At 41.9% G+C, this 17927-nt stretch carries 18 protein-coding genes; 1 reads left to right on the top strand and 17 read right to left on the bottom strand.

Features of this window, described 5'->3' with window-relative positions:
* Positions 1–27 precede the first annotated feature (27 nt).
* The 14 genes from AC3ISB_RS07160 to AC3ISB_RS07095 form a co-directional block, all read right to left on the bottom strand.
* The gene (locus tag AC3ISB_RS07160) at positions 28–1005 is read right to left on the bottom strand and encodes a quinone oxidoreductase family protein (protein WP_489275917.1); all 978 of its coding nucleotides are present in this window, start codon (positions 1003–1005) and stop codon (positions 28–30) included.
* Positions 1006–1021: 16 nt separating this feature from the next.
* A complete protein-coding gene (locus AC3ISB_RS07155) occupies positions 1022–1801 on the bottom strand; it encodes an enoyl-CoA hydratase/isomerase family protein (protein ID WP_098371178.1) in 780 nt (259 codons plus the stop codon).
* 17 nt (positions 1802–1818) lie between these two features.
* A complete protein-coding gene (locus AC3ISB_RS07150; RefSeq protein ID WP_480339183.1) occupies positions 1819–2595 on the bottom strand; it encodes an SDR family NAD(P)-dependent oxidoreductase in 777 nt (258 codons plus the stop codon).
* A gap of 28 nt (positions 2596–2623) precedes the next feature.
* Complete coding sequence (locus AC3ISB_RS07145; protein ID WP_480339184.1) at positions 2624–3382, bottom strand: 2-phosphosulfolactate phosphatase; 759 nt, start codon at positions 3380–3382, stop codon at positions 2624–2626.
* 4 nt (positions 3383–3386) lie between these two features.
* A complete protein-coding gene (locus tag AC3ISB_RS07140) occupies positions 3387–4448 on the bottom strand; it encodes a phosphotransferase family protein (protein WP_144550121.1) in 1062 nt (353 codons plus the stop codon).
* Positions 4449–4477: 29 nt separating this feature from the next.
* A complete protein-coding gene (locus AC3ISB_RS07135) occupies positions 4478–4879 on the bottom strand; it encodes an acyl-CoA thioesterase (protein WP_480339185.1) in 402 nt (133 codons plus the stop codon).
* Between the two features lie 15 nt (positions 4880–4894).
* Entirely contained in the window at positions 4895–5674 is a 780-nt protein-coding gene (locus tag AC3ISB_RS07130) for an enoyl-CoA hydratase (RefSeq protein ID WP_098371182.1), read from the bottom strand.
* Positions 5674–6558, bottom strand: a complete 885-nt coding sequence (locus AC3ISB_RS07125) for a 3-hydroxyacyl-CoA dehydrogenase family protein (RefSeq protein ID WP_489275913.1) — start codon at positions 6556–6558, stop codon at positions 5674–5676. Before AC3ISB_RS07125 ends, AC3ISB_RS07130 begins: the two co-directional genes overlap by 1 nt.
* Before the next feature lie 43 nt (positions 6559–6601).
* Positions 6602–7165, bottom strand: a complete 564-nt coding sequence (locus AC3ISB_RS07120; RefSeq protein ID WP_098371184.1) for a TetR/AcrR family transcriptional regulator — start codon at positions 7163–7165, stop codon at positions 6602–6604.
* A 72-nt stretch (positions 7166–7237) separates the two neighbouring features.
* The gene (locus tag AC3ISB_RS07115) at positions 7238–8848 is read right to left on the bottom strand and encodes a long-chain-fatty-acid--CoA ligase (RefSeq protein WP_480339237.1); all 1611 of its coding nucleotides are present in this window, start codon (positions 8846–8848) and stop codon (positions 7238–7240) included.
* Between the two features lie 37 nt (positions 8849–8885).
* Positions 8886–9659: an SDR family oxidoreductase gene (locus tag AC3ISB_RS07110; protein ID WP_377409134.1), complete on the bottom strand. Its 774-nt coding sequence runs from the start codon at positions 9657–9659 to the stop codon at positions 8886–8888.
* Positions 9656–10885, bottom strand: coding sequence for an acyl-CoA dehydrogenase family protein (locus tag AC3ISB_RS07105; RefSeq protein WP_141992463.1), 1230 nt, complete (start codon positions 10883–10885; stop codon positions 9656–9658). The genes AC3ISB_RS07110 and AC3ISB_RS07105 overlap by 4 nt, the downstream gene beginning before the upstream one ends.
* Before the next feature lie 105 nt (positions 10886–10990).
* A complete protein-coding gene (locus AC3ISB_RS07100; RefSeq protein WP_480339188.1) occupies positions 10991–12313 on the bottom strand; it encodes an ATP-binding protein in 1323 nt (440 codons plus the stop codon).
* Positions 12314–12511: 198 nt separating this feature from the next.
* A complete protein-coding gene (locus tag AC3ISB_RS07095; RefSeq protein WP_098371188.1) occupies positions 12512–13864 on the bottom strand; it encodes a TrkH family potassium uptake protein in 1353 nt (450 codons plus the stop codon).
* 243 nt (positions 13865–14107) lie between these two features.
* Between AC3ISB_RS07095 and AC3ISB_RS07090 the strand changes: the two genes are divergently transcribed.
* A complete protein-coding gene (locus tag AC3ISB_RS07090; protein ID WP_034314196.1) occupies positions 14108–14299 on the top strand; it encodes an alpha/beta-type small acid-soluble spore protein in 192 nt (63 codons plus the stop codon).
* Between the two features lie 56 nt (positions 14300–14355).
* On the opposite strand, the gene AC3ISB_RS07085 is transcribed toward AC3ISB_RS07090, so the two are convergent.
* The 3 genes from AC3ISB_RS07085 to AC3ISB_RS07075 all read right to left on the bottom strand — a co-directional run bounded on the left by AC3ISB_RS07085 (position 14356) and on the right by AC3ISB_RS07075 (position 17866).
* Positions 14356–15726 carry an anti-sigma factor domain-containing protein gene (locus AC3ISB_RS07085; RefSeq protein WP_489275912.1) on the bottom strand — a complete coding sequence of 457 codons (1371 nt, stop codon included), beginning with the start codon at positions 15724–15726 and terminating at the stop codon, positions 14356–14358.
* On the bottom strand, positions 15723–16466 hold the full coding sequence (sigI, locus tag AC3ISB_RS07080) for an RNA polymerase sigma factor SigI (protein ID WP_076366895.1): 744 nt from the start codon (positions 16464–16466) through the stop codon (positions 15723–15725). Before sigI ends, AC3ISB_RS07085 begins: the two co-directional genes overlap by 4 nt.
* Before the next feature lie 617 nt (positions 16467–17083).
* On the bottom strand, positions 17084–17866 hold the full coding sequence (locus AC3ISB_RS07075; RefSeq protein ID WP_141992467.1) for a TerC family protein: 783 nt from the start codon (positions 17864–17866) through the stop codon (positions 17084–17086).
* Between the last annotated feature and the right edge of the window lie 61 nt (positions 17867–17927).

Here is a 17927-nt window from a genome sequence, read left to right as displayed (position 1 = left end):
GGGGTGCATCATATACACCCCTTCTTCTCATTTTACCTGCAAAATCAACTTCCCTTTCGTTTGACGGGCGTTCATTTCCTCATGAACGGCTGCTGCCTTTTCAATTGGGTAGATGCCGCCGATAGTTAGCTTAAGTTCCCCGGACATGACGTAAGAAAAAAGATCTTGAATGCTAGGCAACAGCAAATCTGGGTGTTTCATGATCTGTGGCAGGAAAAAACCTACGACGGATTGATTGCGCCTCATTAATTGCTGCGGGTTCATCGTATAAGGCTTACGACTGGCATTACCAAAAACCACGAGACGTCCAAATGGAGCCAAACATTTCAATGTTTTATTGAAAACATCCCCTCCTGCCATTTCCAGCGCCACGTCTACTCCCTTTCCGGACGTGACCTCACGGACTTTCATTTCCCATCCTTCTTTCGTGTAATCGATAAGTTCATCTGCCCCCATCGATTTAGCCAGTTCCAACTTTTCCTCTGTGCTGGCGGTAGCAATCACTTTTCCAGCCCCGAAGATTTTGGCTAATTGTACGGCAATCGTTCCCACTCCACCTGCAGCAGCATGGACCAATACCGTTTCCCCCTGTTGCATGCGTCCCATTGTCTTTAGAATATGATAGGCGCTCAGACCTTGAAGTGGCAGGGCAACAGCTTCATGAAACTGAATGGCATCAGGAAGCGGAATGGCCGAGAATTCATCTGAAAGGGCATATTCTGAATATCCACCCGATTCAATTAAACTCACTACCCTTGTACCGGGTTTGATTTTGGTCACCTTTCCACCAACTTCCACCACAACGCCAGCCACTTCCGCACCTGGAATGAATGGAAGCGGCGTAGGTACCACATATTGCCCTTCCCTTCTCGCTGTATCTGCATAATTGACGCCGACACAATCGATTTCAATCAGAACTTCATGCCCAGTTGGCACGGGCCTTTCCATTTCAGTCAATTTCAGTACTTCCGGTCCGCCGTATTCTTCAAAATGAATGGCTCTCATCTTTATCCCTCCCTTATTAATTCCCTGTAAATTCCGGTTTTCTTTTTTCTTTGAATGCTGCAACTCCCTCCAGATGATCTTCTGTGGAGGCCATCAGGGTTTGCGTGATACGTTCCTGTTCGAGCATTTCATCAAGTGTAGCCGTAAATGAATGGCTAACGAGCTTTTTCATCATCCCATAAGCTTTTGTCGGTCCATTTGCCAGCTTTTCCGCAAGTTTCAATGATTCCTCTTCAAGTTGATTGAGTGGATATATATAATTAATGACACCTAACTGGTATAAGCGTTCCGCAGAAATTGGCTCGGCAGTAAAGAAGAGCTGCTTTGCAAGGTGGGGCCCTACTAATTTAGGTAAAAAATACGAACCACCTCCATCAGAGATCAGGCCTACCTGTGAAAAACTCATGGCAAATTGACTATCATCGGAAGCCACGATCAAATCACAGGCGAGTGCCAAATTAAATCCGGCTCCTGCCGCAAATCCATGGACGGCAGCGATTACGGGAACCTCAGAAGCATCCAGAGCCAATATGCATTCATTCATTCTGCCAACATGATCATACAATTGACTTGCAGAGGCCTTCCCCATTGACTTAACGTCACCTCCCGCAGTGAATGATCTTCCCGCCCCTTTGATAATGACTGCCCTTATATGTGGTGTTTGTTTTACATCCTTAATCGCTTTCGTTAAGCTTGCAATCATATCCGGGCTAAATGCATTCAAGCTTTCAGGACGATTCAAAGTCAGGATCATTACATTATCGGTTACCTCTGTCAATAAGTGTTCTTTTAACATTTACCCATCCCCTTTTTCTATTTGATCAACCAGCCGCCATCCACCAATAAATCCGTCCCAGTCATATAGGAAGCCTCCGGCGAAGCAGCAAAGGTAATGACATTACTTATTTCCTCCGCTTTCCCCACTCTTTCCAGTGCCGTGTTCCGTTGAATCGACTTTACGAATTTCTCATTTTGCAATCCATCCTCCGTTAAAGGCGTTTCAATGAATCCCGGTGATACGGAATTGACCCGAATGCCGGCTGCAGCGAGTTCCAGTGCCAATGATTTCGTTAAACTGATGACCCCTGCTTTAGCAGAGCTGTAATGCGGGATGAATGCCCCTGCCTGATGTCCTGACAGTGAAGCCACATTCACGATTGCCCGATTGATGGCTTTATTTCCACTGCCAACTCCTTCTTCCATCACTTTTCCCAAGTACTTGGAAACTAGAAAGACACTTTTCAAATTGACATGTTGAATCATATCCCAATCAGCTTCAGATGTATCCAAAAGCTTCGAGGACTTTGATCCACCTGCATTATTGATTAAAATGTGAAGGTCACGATATTGTTCCTTCACATACATGGCCAGATTCTTTACATCTTCCTCGACGGTAACATCTGCAGGGAAAATGTCGGCTACGGGAATCGTGTGCCTTGCATTGATTTCTGCAGCTGCTTCCTCCAGCTTTTCTTTCGTCCGCCCTACCAACAACACTTTTGCCCCTTCGTCCGCCAGGCGCATCGCTGTAGCTTTCCCAATACCGGAACCTGCACCTGTCACCACCGCTATTGACTGTGAAAATCTCATGCCCTTCACTCCTTATCCAGGTTTTGAACTACGTTTCCTGCCTTTTCAATTCAGCTTCGATCTTTCCATCCACCAACTCTGGGACAAGATCCATCGAACCTTTTTGCGCCGCCAATTCCAAATCTGCGATCAAGCTGTGTTTGTCAAACAACTGTCCGACATATGATGATTTCAGGATATCAAAGGCATTTTCGCTATTCGTTCGATAAAGCGCTTTTGCAGCCTTTGCTGCATCGTTGAGTATGAACGTACCTTGTGATCCAGCAATCAGGCAATCTATCAAATGACCTGCACCGTAAAAGTCTTCCAGACTGAATTCACCTGAGTTTCCCGAACAAACGATGATGATCGTTTCTGTTTTATGATGTTTTTTTATTTTTTCAGCAACTGACGGATTATTTAACAAAGATGCGATATAAACCTTTTTGGCAGCGGCTGAATTCCTTAGCGCAACCGTTCCATTAGTCGTGGACAATATTAAAGTTTTGCCAGGTACCAACTTACTCAATAGCGTCGGACTTGGATACATTAAATCATCAACCGGCTTTGCTTTTAGTTCCCCTGCCACTATGGAATCCCCATGGTCCAATTCCTTGCTTTTCACCAAGGCATCCACTGGATCCATGACAGGTATCACCTGGCGTGCTCCATCATGAAGTGCTGAAATAATCGTTGTGGTCGCTAATAACACATCCAGGATGACCGCAACTTTATCCCCCTCTTGAAGCTTTTCCCTATCTATCTCTTCTTTTTTTAGTAGCAAATGAATGTTTTGTATATATTCCATTTAATTAAACTTCCTTCGCAGCTACATTTGCAGCATGAGTGAGTAAGCTTTTAACCGTTTTTCCGAGATTGGAAAAACGGGGATCATTTGTCTGGCCTTTTTTATATCGATAATAGATTTGCTGAAGGATGACAGCTAACTTAAAGTAACCAAAGGTTAAATAAAAATCGACGTTGGAAACATCCCTGCCGCTTCTTGCTGCGTACGTCTCGATAAATTCCCTTCGTGTCAGGAAACCGGTTAAAGTCGTGATTGACGCTTGACCCACACCGAATTTGATAAGTTCCGGGTCACCGCTTTCCGTCCAGTAGCTTAAAGCCACTCCTAGATCGGCTAGCGGATCACCCACGGTGGACATTTCCCAATCAAATAAACCAACCATCTCTGTAAGGTCCTTGTTAAACATGGCATTATTGATCTTATAGTCATAATGGATAATTGAAGTCTGGCTATATTTCGGGATATTCTGTTGAAAATAATCGATAAGCGGACGAATTTCCTTGATTTCATCTGTCTTTGCTCTCTCATAGCGGGAAATCCATCCGCGTACTTGTCTTTCAATGAACCCTTCAGGTTTGGAAATTTCCACCAACCTCGTTTTCTCATGGGGAATCGAGTGAAGATCAGCAAGCCGATTGACCATCACATATGAAAGCTGTCTGCACTTTTCAACAGTAGGCTCGATTCCCTTGGGAAATTCGGTATCTATTACAATTCCATGTTTCCTTTCCATTAGGAAAAAAGGGGCCCCCGCAATCGATTCATCATCCGAGAACAGAATAGGCTCGGGAGCTGCTTGAAAATATGGGTTGATTGAAGAAAGGATATGATGTTCACGCTTCATATCATGTGCCTTTGGAGCAACAGGACCAAGAGGTGGCCTTCTGAGGACAGCCTCCCACTCACCAATTTTCAGCTGATAGGTCAAATTGGAATAGCCCGTGGAAAATTGTTGCAATTCTAACGGTTCATTTGGAAGATCCAATACATTTTTTCTTAGGAAACCTTCTAATGCAACAATATTCAGTTCCTCGCCGGGCCGAACAGGAATCGTATCGTCAACCATGTTCTTCCCTCCTTTAGACTTTTTTCATTCTAATTATGAACAAGATGTGAAATGAGCTTTTCTTTAATAAATTCAGGAATAGGTTCACTTTTTTGATTCAAAAAATTAAAACAGACTAAAACTGCACTTCCCCTAGCAATCACTTCCCCAGTTTGTGAACAGAGGATATCATGGACCATTTCACAACTTTTCGTACCTACCTTTGTCAAAGATGTACGGATGGTCAAGAGTTGATTGAAAAATCCCTGAGCAATAAAGTCGCATTTAGTGGAGGCTAACAAAAAATTCCAAGATTCGGCATTCGCCGCTAGGCCTAATGCTTCAAAAAATTTCATGCGTGCTTCTTCGAGGTATATGAAATAGCTTGTGTTATTGATGTGGCCCAAAGCATCCGTTTCGGAAAAACGGACGTTGACTTCCAATTCATGCATAAGACCCCTCCTTGATTAACGATGTACGAAAGCAGGTTTACGTTTATCCAAGAAAGCGGAAACCCCTTCTTTAACATCTTCAGTTTGGAAGATTTCTTGAAATAGATTCGTTTCAATCTCTAGACCTTGTTCAAGCGTTGCCTCACTTCCTTCATTAATCGCTTTCTTGATTCTCGAAAGTGCCTGAAGTGAGTGCCTTGTCAATCGTGAGGCCAAGATTTTCGCTTCCGATAAGCCGCAGCCTTGCTCAACGACTTTATTGACAAGCCCGATCTTTTCCGCTTCTATGGCACCAAGCGGATCACCGGTAAAGATAATCTCTTTTGCTTTTGCGTTTCCTACAAGTCTGGACAAACGCTGTGTACCGCCAGCTCCAGGAAATAAGCCCAATTTCACTTCCGGCAGACCAATTTGAACCTGTGTTTCTGCCACTCTCAAATCACAGGCCAGAGCCAGTTCGCATCCACCGCCCAAAGTCAGGCCATTTAATACAGCTATCGTAGGTTTAGGTAACTGGTCGATTTTGGTTAGGACGGCATGACTTTCCTTTACCATTTCTTTCATATTCGGGTTCCCCATCATGTTAGGGAATTCTTTTATATCCGCACCAGCGGCAAATGCGATATTGCCTGCACCGGTTATGAGTACCGCAACAGTTTCAGTATCTTTTGAAAGTTCATCGAATGTTTCTCCCAATTCTCTGAATACTTGTTTACTGATTACGTTTAATGGAGGATTATCGATGGTGATGACCGCAAGCTTATTTTCCTTAACCACTCTAATTAATTTTGTCATCAATTCTTCACTCCTTGGTTTGGATAATCATACCAGCCTTTTCCTGTTTTCCTGCCTAATTGTCCTTTATTCACCTTTTCTTCTATACAAGCATTTGGCTTGTCTTCTGGATTTCCAGTTTCATTGTATCGCTGCTGCATGACAAAATATCCAACATCAATACCTGATAGATCCATCAGTTCAAAAGGGCCGATGGGATGGCCTAAAGCTTTCCTGCAAATTAAATCGATATCCTTATAGTCCACAATTCCTTCCTCATACAAATATAAGGCCTCACGCTGCAACGCTCCCAAAATTCGGTTTGCTACGAATCCCGATATCTCTTTCCTTAACAAAACTCCTGTCCTATTCATTCTCTCTGTGACTTCCATCGCAAGCTTCGCTGTTTCCTCCGATGTTTGATCACTCATGACAACTTCAACACAATCCATTATTAGAGGCGGGAAAAAGAAATGCATATTAATGAACTTATCCGGACGATTCGTCACACTAGCAATCAGGCTATTGACAATCGTTGAACTATTCGTTGCAAAAATGGTTTCTGCTGGCGCCAATTCTTCAAGTGTAGCGAAGACTTCCCGTTTCACATCAAGTTTTTCAACAACCGCTTCAATGATCAAATCAGCTCCACTGGCCGCTTTCTCAAGATCGGTGGTATATTGAAGACGGCTAAAAGCAGCCAACTTACGATCTTCGGACAATTTTCCTTTTTGAACCCATTTAGTCAAAATGACGTCCAATTTTTCTTGGGCTGTATTCAACGCGTTTTCCTGAACATCCTGAAGAATCGTTTCGTAACCTCCAAGTGCAGCAAGCATCGCAATTTGATGCCCCATCTGCCCAGCCCCAATTACGGTTATTGATTGAATTTGCTTGTTGGTCATGCCTTCTATCTCCCTTCTACTAACTGGTTAGTATGTAACCTGGTCACGCTTCAATTCCCTGCAGAATCATCCCCATAAAAATGGCTGCAACTTCCTGCTCGGTTTTTTCACCTTCTGGGTCGAACCAATGATAGCTCCAATTGGCCACACCCAAAATAGCAAAAGAGATGATGGATGCATCGAGATTGGAACGTAGTTCTCCGTTCTCGATGCCGCTAATCAGCACTTGCTCGATTTTATTACGGAACTCATCCCGCTTAGGAAGGATTTGTGCAAGTTTTTCATCACTTAGATTTTTCATTTCACGGAAAAACACCGTTGCGCTGGATTTTTTGGTTTTGATGCTTTTTAACAGCATCAATACCATATCGAAAAGCTTATCCCTACAACTTTTCCCAGGATCCAACATTATTATTTCCTGCTCACTAAGCAACTCGCCTATATAAGCTAGATGAATATCCATAAGTAACTGCTCTTTGCTCGTAAAGTAATAATAAAACGTTCCCTTCGTAACCCCGACCGACTCGACGATATCGGAAATCGACGTTTCACTAAAGCCCTTCTTTTCAAATAAGCGTATGCTATGTTCTGTCATTTTTTCTTTCATGTTTGCATCCTCGCAATCTGTTAAAATTTCAGCTGAATTGATATCATACGCGTTCGTACTATCAAAGCCCTCTTATTTCCTGGAAAGTTCTTCTCTTAAAGCACGCCTTAAAATCTTTCCGACATTTGTTTTCGGTAACTCATCACGAAATTCAACGAAATGCGGAACTTTATAAGCCGATAGGTTTGCTCGGCAGTAATCGATGATTTCCCGTTCATTTGCCGTTTTATTATTTTTAAGTACAAGCACAGCTTTTACCGACTCCCCTCGGTAAGCATCTGGAACTCCGATGACAACCGCTTCCTGGACAGCAGGATGTTCATAAAGAACTTCCTCTACATCTCGCGGATATATATTATAACCACTTGCGATGATCAAATCTTTTTTCCTGTCGACAATATAGAGATAACCGTCTTCATCAACTTTGGCGATATCACCCGTATAAAGCCAACCATCCCTAAGGGTCACCGCCGTTTCCTCCGGCATATTCCAGTAACCTTTCATCACTTGAGGTCCTTTGACGACCAATTCCCCCAATTCGCCAGGGTCCATTTCTTTTGTCCCGTCCCCCAGGTCCATCACTTTATATTCAGTCGAAGGGAAACCAATCCCGACGCTCCCAGGCTTCCTTTTTGCAAATGCCGGGTTACAATGCGTTGTTGGCGAAGCTTCCGTAAGACCGTAGCCTTCCAATATCTTCGCACCTGATTTTCGTTCGAACTCACGCAGCAGTTCCACGGGCATCGGTGCACTTCCGCTGTTACAGACCTGGATTGAGCCCATTCCATATTCTTCTGCCTTTGGATGATTCGTCAACGCTACATACATGGTCGGTACACCAGGAAAAGTGGTCGGCTGTTCACGCTTAATCGTTTCCAGCACCTCTTCTATTTCAAATCGTGGCAGCATGATGGAATCACCCGCAATATACACGGATAAATTCATTGCGGACGTCATTCCAAAAACATGAAAAAGCGGGATGACCGACAGCGTTCTTTCAGAGCCCATTTTTAATTCATGCTTGAAGAATTCATACGATTGAACGACATTGGCCAGAATATTGCTGTGAGTCAGCATCGCCCCTTTTGAACGGCCGGTTGTTCCTCCTGTATACTGAAGAACGGCTATATCATTTTCCGGATCGATTGATACGTGATTGATTTTGCCGTCCCCTGCCTTCATGAATTGGTCAAAAGAAGCATCAGGCTGGAAATCTGCATCCGAAGACTGAAGGCTTACGGCGATGATATTTTTCAGATTTGCATGTTGCTGCACACTTTTCACTTTCGGGTATAATCCATCCAATACAACGATCGTTTCAGCACCGGAGTCCTGTAAAATATGCTGAAGTTCCCTTTCAACCAGCATTGGGTTGATTTGGGTGATAATGGCTCCTGTTGCCAACGATCCATAATAAGCTATAACGTATTGCGGACAGTTAGGTAGCATGATGGCGACACGATCGCCTTTTTGAACACCTTTTTTTTGCAGGGCTGAAGCAAAGGCTTGCGACGCATGAAAAAGTTCCTGATAGGATATCTTTCGGTCATAAAAAGTAATAGCTGTATTGTTTGGATAGGACTGACATGCATTTTGAAGGATCCTTTGCATCGGAAACTCAGGGACTTTTATTTCCTTTGAAATTGAATCAGGATAAACGGAAAGCCATTTTTTTTCATTCATCATTTCATACCCTCCAGCCATATTTACTCATCTTTCATTACTTTGCATGTGAACCCCCATCGACAATCAAGATATTTCCAGTCACAAAATCGGATGCCTTTGAGGCCAGGAAAACCGCTGCCCCTTTCAAATCATCATCACTCCCTAATCTTTTTAGCGGCGTGGAATCCAAGATAGGATTCTTTCCTTGCTCAAGAACCCCTTTCGTCATTTTTGTCGGAAAGAATCCGGGTGCGATTGCATTAACATTGATATTATGCTGACCCCATTTAACAGCTAAATCCTTCGTTAAAGTAATGACCGCCCCTTTACTCGTATTATATCCGACCGTATCGAGCACCCTCGGGTCGGTCCCCCCTAATCCGGCAACGGAAGCGATGTTTATGATTTTCCCATGTCCCTGTTCAATCATGACCCTGCCTGTTGTCTGGCTCATGATAAAGGTTCCGGTTACATTGACATTCATCACCTTCTGCCATGCTTCAAGGGGCATGTCGACGGCTGGTGCCCCCCAGGATGCCCCGCTATTGTTTACTAAAATGTCGATGGCACCAAATTCACGGTAAGTTTCGTTAACAACTTCCTGTACATCTGAAGGATTGGTGATATCACACTTCAGGGAAAGCGCCCTGACTCCAAGCTTTTCGATTTGTGAAGCAACTTCGTCGCATGCCTCCTTCTTCCTTGAACAAAGAACGACATTTGCCCCAGCTTCGGCAAAGCCGGTCGCTATTTGTGCTCCCAATCCTCTCCCTCCACCTGTTATGATCGCCGTCTTTCCAGTTAGATCGAATAAGTCGGTAACTTTCATATTTTCACCTCATGCTTTTGCTGGTATTTTCGAAGTTCTATCTTAGCAACTTGTGAGCGGTGAACTTCATCGGGACCATCAGCAAGCCTTAAAGTCCGTGCATTTGCCCAATGTGCAGCAAAAGGGAAATCATCGGAAATCCCTGCAGCTCCAAAGCCTTGGATGGCCCTGTCCAGCACATTCAATGCCATATTTGGTGCCACCACTTTTATCATGGCAATCTCCGCCTTCGCTTCCTTGTTCCCGACAGTATCCATCATATAAGCAGCTTTTAAGGTCAGAAGTCTTGCTTGTTCGATTTCAATGCGTGAATCAGCAACCCACTCCATGATCACACCTTGTCTCGCCAATGTTTTACCAAAAGCGACACGATTTTGAATGCGCTTACATAATTCTTCAAGAGCTCTTTCAGCAGCGCCGATCAGCCTCATGCAATGATGTATCCTTCCGGGTCCGAGTCTTCCTTGGGCAATCGCAAATCCTTTGCCTTCACCCCATAGAATATTCGTTGCCGGGACCCTCACATTTTCAAAAGTGATTTCGGCATGGCCATGCGGGGCATGATCATAACCAAACACAGGGAGCATTCTCTCGATTTTGACACCCGGTGTATCCAGCGGTACAAGAATCATTGACTGTTGTTCATGCTTGGACGCCTCAGGATCCGTCTTACCCATGACGATGGCAATCTTGCATCGGGGATCGCCTGCGCCTGAAGACCACCATTTTCGGCCGTTTATGACATACTCATTACCCGTCTTTTCTATCCTGCATTCGATATTGGTCGCATCGGAAGACGCCACTTCCGGTTCTGTCATCGAGAAACATGAGCGGATTTCCCCAGCAAGCAAGGGCTTCAGCCAGCGTTCCTTATGTTCATCTGAACCGTATCTCACCAACACTTCCATATTACCAGTGTCCGGCGCATTACAGTTGAAGATTTCAGGCCCTATCGACGACCTACCCATGATTTCACAAAGCGGGGCATATTCTAGATTTGTTAAACCCGCGCCATAACCGCTATCAGGTAAAAATAAATTCCATAATCCTTCTTCTTTTGCTTTTGCCGTCAATTCAGATAAAATCGGGGGTATTTCACTCCAGCGGCTCTTCTGTGCTTCAAGCTGCTTCTTGTATATTGATTCATTTGGGTAAACGTGCTTTTCCATGAATTCCGTTAACTTCTTTTCCAGATCTTTCACCTTTTGAGTATGTTCAAAGTTCAAATTGAATTCCTCCTTTTAAACTTACTAACCGGTTAGTATGTTATTACTCTTAAAGTATATACATAATATTCAGATTTTTTCAACGATTAAATCATTATTTTCTTGTCATTCGTGGCCCTGCATCCGGACCTTTTCGTTCTCACTATATTCCCTTTGTTGGACGGTTGGAAAGATACAAACGATTTTCGTACCTTTTTTCAGTTCACTCGTGATGAAAACTTTTCCTCCGTGCTTTTCGATGATTCTAAAACAAACGGAAAGACCCAATCCCGTTCCTGTTGTTTTTGTAGTGAAAAATGGCTCTCCTATTTTTTGAAGGGAGTTTTCCGGGATACCCTCCCCTTCATCCAAAATGCTCAAAAAAACTTCCCCATTTTTTTCATTTATGCTCACAAAAATATTTCCGCCATTCGGCATCGATTCTATGGAATTTTTTATCATGTTTATTAATACTTGCTTGATTTGGTTTTCATCAAAGTACATAAAAATAGGTTCTGAATCATAATTTTTATGAATTTGAATATTGTTCAGTACGGCATTTGTCTCCAACAGCGTTACGACATGGTTGCAGCTCTCCTTTAAATCCTTCTCAAGAAAAACCGCCTCAGCAGGTTTCGATAGCAGCAAGAGTTCATTCAGAACTTGCTCGATTCGATTTATTTCCGAAAAAATAATATCATAGTATTCCTGCTTTTCAGAACCGCCATCTTTAATCAACTTCACGAATCCCATTATCGCTGTCATCGGGTTCCTGACCTCATGTGCAATCCCTGCCGCAAGTTGGGCAGCCGTTGATAATTTGCTTGATGTGATTGCCAGGTGTTCGTTTTGGCTCACAAGCTTTTCCTCCGCATGTTTACGTTCATTGATTTCCGATAATATGCCCGCCGTCCCGATAAATTTCCCAGCGTCATCGTAAATTAGTTTAACGAATGCTTCAACCCAACTTGTTCCCTTTTTCGCATTTAGTTTAATGTCCGCACGAAAATATTTATCCCCTCGATGAAAGGAGTCCGCAAAGGTCTTTAATACGTCTTGATAAGAAGCGTTATCCATATGCTTAGAAAAGTGAAGCCCCAGGGATTCATTCACGGTTGCACCACTCATCGATTTCCATGCCGGGTTTAAATACAACCATTTCCCTTTCTCATCCGTTTGGAAAACGACCTCATTGAAGCTATTGATTAATTCTTTAGAATAATTGGAGATAATGCGATAACGCCCTTCGCTATCCTGCAACAAAGCAATCGTTTTCCGGTTATGATCGAAGATGGCACCCAAACACCAGGCAATGGTTAAAATTACGATTAAATATATTCCTGCAAAGGCGGAAAACCTTCGTTCTTCATGCCCCAGCCACCCTATATAGGGTAATATCAATATGAAGAAAAGGGCAGGGACAAAGATCCTTCCAGTATATTTCTTCACTTCTTCCACCTCCTCACCAAAATGATTTATACTTCATCCGAATGAATTCAAAGTAAGGGGGCAAATTAAGCATATTTTTGTATGTTTAAATAGTTGAATACTCACTTATAGGTAAATTTCAACATTTTGTCCATGATTCCTGCAAACAAAATAAAAAACCTTTCCTAGATGGAAAGGTTACTGTTCTACTTAAATCATTTACCCAATGATGACACGTTCCTTTGGATAATGATAATTTTCCGTAACTTCTTTATGGCCTATGATATACAGGAGGGACGTTATCCCGACACGGCCAATGAACATAATGATCATAATGACAATCTTACCGGTATTACTGAGTTCAGGCGTAATTCCCATCGAAAGTCCAACTGAACCAAAAGCCGAGCATACTTCAAAAATGATTTGCATCAAAGTAAAATTCTCAGTAATCGATAAAATGAAGACCGCGATTATGCAAAGGAGCGATCCCATGATCATAACTGCTGTCGCCTTTCGAATATCATCGGGATGAATCTCCCGCTTGAACACTTTAATGGAACGCCTTCCCCTCATGAAATTCCATAAAAATAGAATCATGATGGCCAGAGTCGTTGTCCGTATCCCTCCCCCGACTGAACTTGGGGATGCTCCAATGAACATCAAAATGCTCAGCAATAAAAGGGTCGGTTCCGAAAAATCGCTCACATTCATCGTTGCAAGGCCACCACTTCTCGTATTCGATGACATAAATAGAGAGTAAAAAAAAGATTCGTGCCAGTTTTTATCTTTAAAAAACCCGTTCATTTCCAGCAAGTGAATCAGGATCGTTCCCCCAATGATAAGGGAAAAGAAAGTGACTGATGTCAGCTTCGTGAACAAAGAAAAATGAAACTTATAAGTACGGGCTTTATTGGATAAAAACTCTTTCAACTCAATCAAGACAGGAAACCCGATTGCTCCAAGGGTAAGCAGGATAATCGTGATGAACTGTACAAAATAATCGTCTTTAAATGGAATCATTGAAATACCGGTAATATCAAAACCAGCATTCGTGGTGGCACTTATGGCTAAAAATAAGCCATTTAAAAAGGCTTCTTTCCAGTTAGGAAAATAATTCAGAAAGTAAATGCCTAAAACTAGAGCTCCAATCATTTCAATTACGACAAATATCTGAATGATTTGAATCAATAATTTAACAAGACCCGAAAGATTCGATTGGTTTTGATCTGTCATGATCAATTGTCTTTCCTTCAAACCGATTTTCTTACCCAAAATCAACCAAAAAAACGTTCCAAGTGTCATAATGCCAATACCGCCAAATTGGAGAACAAACATTAGAATGAAATAGCCTACCTCATTATACACTTCGGGTAAACTAACAACTGTTAGGCCTGTTACACTAACTGCACTTACGGCTGTGAATAATGCATCCATGAATTTAAATTCCACGCCTGGCTTAAGAGCAACCGGCAGACTCAACAATATGGTCGAGATACTTACGGCCAAAAAGTAATAACCGACGATAAGCTGAGCGGGTGTTAACTTTGATAATATTTTTTTGATAGCAAACATAAAGAGTTTCCTTTCTTACTCCTTTATAGTTATGCGAATCACATAACCATTAAAAATCTAGTTTACCCTTTTTTCATTCTTTTTTCATTCTTTTTTCCATTCTCTTTTAAAACTGACTTACTTACAACAAATAGGCAGGTTTACCAATAACTTTGATGCTGCTCATATAAGTAAAACTCCACATTCTACTTATACTATCATTACAGCGGCAAAAGCCGTTGAAAAAGTAAAGGGGAGATTCAAATGGCTAACAGCAGTAACAACCTTCTTGTTCCTGGAATCGAACAAGCATTAGAACAAATCAAATATGAAATTGCATCTGAATTCGGTGTACAATTAGGTTCCGATACTTCAGCACGTGCCAATGGTTCAGTTGGCGGAGAAATCACGAAACGTCTTGTACAACAAGCACAATCTCAACTTAAAGGTCAATAATTCTTATTACAATTTAATATCCATGGCTAAGAGTCCAGCTGCATGCTGGACTCTTTTTAATCATTATGTCCATTTCCGTTTCCATTATTGCCTTTACCCCATTTCGACTTATCCCAATCTTTCTTATCTTGTTTATATTGCTTATCATGGTTATCTTGCTTACCATGTTTATCCTGCCTATCCTGGTTATCTTGCTTACCTTGTTTATCCTGCCTATCCTGGTTATTGTGCTTCCCTTGTTTATCCTGCCTATCCTGGTTATTGTGCTTCCCTTGTTTATCCTGCCTATCCTGGTTATTGTGCTTCCCTTGTTTATCCTGCCTGTCGTGCTTTTTATGATCATTATTATTCTTTTCATTGACTGATGGAACTTTTTTCACATCGATCTTTTTATCACTCTTTTCATTTTTCTGCTCGTTCTTTGATTGGTTGCTGTGATCGCTATCCGATTTTCCTTTTGACTTGTTGCTTTTTTCCTTGTTTCCATTTATGGCATTCCGTTTTCCAATTGTATCTACCCGTTCGGTTTGTCCCTTAATTTTGGTAAATTGCGTTGCCGGGCCTTTCCTTTCAGTCGGTTTGGCTTCATTAGCCGGCTTTTGCTTTATTTCAATTGCATCATTCTCTTTTTTCTTTTCCCCATCCGATTTGTTTTCCGTACTCAGCGTTACACCCTTCTCTTTCGGAATAACAACCTTTCCCTCGATTTTTTTAACTGGCGCTGGAGCAGGCTCCCTCTTATTGACTTTTACCTTTCCTTTATCTTCATTCAACTTCTTTTCGAGATACCTACCCGTGGATATGCCTTGTTCCCTTGCTTGCTTCCGATCGCTTTTTGTTGCCTGGATCACTTTCATTCTTGTATCAGAAACATTATCCTGCTCAGATATTTCTTTTATCTCTTCTTTTAAATTCTTATCCAGTTCTTTATTTTTTTCCAATAACGTTGTGGAAACGACTATTTTTTTATTTCCTTTCAAATAACCAAGTTGCTTCGTCGTTTCAACGATTCGGTTTGTAACAGTCTTTATATTCTTTCCTTTCCAGTCCTTCAGATGATCAATCACAAGCTTGCCGTCTTCATTTAAACCGGTAAGTTTGAGAACTTCTAAATCATCGTCAAGCTCCAATTCAATGCTTGGATTCACATCTATCGTCATATATGCTGACACGTGACCAGAGAAATAAGAAGGAAGAATCGAAAAGAGTATCAAGAAGGTGGAGGCAATGCTTAGCACGGCCGTTTTTTTGAAAGATGAATGAAAATTGGAAAAAGCTAAAGTGAAATTTTGTTTAGCAGGTGAAAAAGTGATTTCCTCACCCACTTCATATACCCGCTCCTGCCTTTTGGTTTTCAGAAATTCACCCTCGGGGGTCAATAGGGTTACATATCGCTTATTAACTGAAAGAATAACTCCTTTTTTCATCCATCGATAGCCCCTTTTATATAATCATTCAAATACAAAAAATCTCCGTTTATTATGATTGCCACAGCAATGATGTATTTTCTGTTCCGTTCAATCGTTTTTCTGCTTACTTCCACTTTTCCCTCAAGCTGTTTTACGGGCAGCCGCTTTTTTGCAAACAGGGTTTCTTTCAGTTCGTCATCTTCCATTAACAATTTAGCGATCATGATAGCTCCCTTCCTGGCATCTGCATGTTTGGGAGAGTTTTCAACTAAATCCTCAAATGACAGACCAAAATCCTGTAGATGGCTTATATAAAGCTGAATTTCTTCTTTTCTTCTTTCCGATTCCTTCTGCTTCTCGTATTCATTGATGGAATTTTCATTATCGATATATATATGGCTTTGATCATTATCATCATTCAGTGATAAATCCAATAGTACTTCTTTTTGTTTGGATTGGCTTCTTAAATAATCTATAACCCTTCGTTTAACGAGGGTTTCGGCAAATGCCAATAAAGAACGGCCTTTTTCCGGGGAATATTTATCGATAGCCTCGTTAAAAGCAATCATACCAATACTGAATTCATCATCCGATTCGTATATGTAACGTTTGCAAACCGACGAGACGGTTTTCGCAATAAAAGGTTTGAATGATTCTATAGTATCATTACGAAGGCTAATATCGCCTTGTTGAATTTTCAATACGGTTTCTTCTAAAGAACGCTTTTTTTTGAATGCTGTAAACAACAATCCAAGCATTTGCTCACCTCGCTCCTGTTGAACATAAAATACGCATCAACATACTTATCTTAAGCGGAGGGAGTCTAAAAGACAGTACCAAAAGAACTATTTTTGCGATTTAAATGAAATCACATAATATATCAACATGATAAAATACTTAGTTTTTTCTCGTTTATTACAGTGCAATTACAGTAAAATAACTTTTTCCGGGTTTTCGTCCAATACAATGGGACAATTGTCATTTTTATAACCGGAATTTAATATTCACATCTTTTAACATATCATACGTAAACATACCTGCGCTTTTGAGGGTCATCTCCATAAATACATTAAGAAGCAAAAAAAATAGGCGTGACCAGCACGCCTACAGACTGTAGATAAACTCGATGAAAATCAAGTTTGTTTCAGTTTTTATGAAGGTTTATAAAACCTCAAACGTTGATTTCCACTCCAGGCACTCGCTTTCCGCGGGCGGTCCGGGAGCCTCCTCGGCGCCTTGCGCCCGCGGGGTCTCCCCTCGACGCGCTTTTCCCGCAGGAGTCTCGCACCTTTCGTTCCAATCAACTTTGTTTTGAAATTTTAGGTAAAACCCCTTTTGACTACAAACTCTAGGCGTGACCAGCAGGCCTGTTTTTTTAAGCTTCCTGTATTTTTTTCTCTTCTTTTTCTTTTTTTTCTTTTTTGCTTGAAATGATCCATGCACCTGCTGCAATTCCAATCAAAACAGCCCAGAAAATCGATTTCCAAAGAGTTGATTCAGGGAAATGATGATCGATGACAGCCAATGAAGGGTGTGCAAGTGTGTGTACCGCCAATTTCACTCCAACCCAACCCACAATCAAAAATGCTGCCATTTCAAGTGAAGGACGCTGATGAAGCAACTTCACGAATGCAGTTGCTGCAAATCGCATAATGACCAATCCAATCAAACCTCCGAGGAACATGACAGCGAATTGCCCTCCGTCAATACCGCCTACTTTCATCCAGCCTGTTGCAGGAAGTGTAACAGCCAGTGCGACGGCAGCCAACATGGAATCGATTGCGAAAGCTATATCAGCCGCTTCAACCTTTACCACGGTCATCCAGAAGCCAGATTGCTTTTTGGGTTTCTTGATTTCCTTATCACCTTTACCAGCGTATTTTTTGTAAATGTTCTGAAAAGCAATGAAAAGTAAATAAATCGCACCGATTGCTTGAACTTGCCACACGTCGACAAGAAAGGAAATAAGGAATAAACTTGCAAAGCGGAAAACAAAAGCTCCCATCAGACCATAAAACAAGGCTTTTCGCTGTTGTTCTTTTGGCAAATGCTTAACCATGACAGCCATGACGACTGCATTATCCGCAGCAAGTATCCCTTCCAATCCAACCAAGATAAGAAGGACCCAGCCATATTCCAATAATATTGATGCTTCCATCCATTCAACCTCCAATAGTTAGTATTTCCTTCCTATTGGCATTGGCAAAATAAAAAGACCT

The organism is Peribacillus sp. GL_122 (assembly GCF_057835005.1).
The sequence above is the reverse complement of the archived record's forward strand: the minus strand, read 5'-3'. Positions and strand labels throughout refer to the sequence as shown.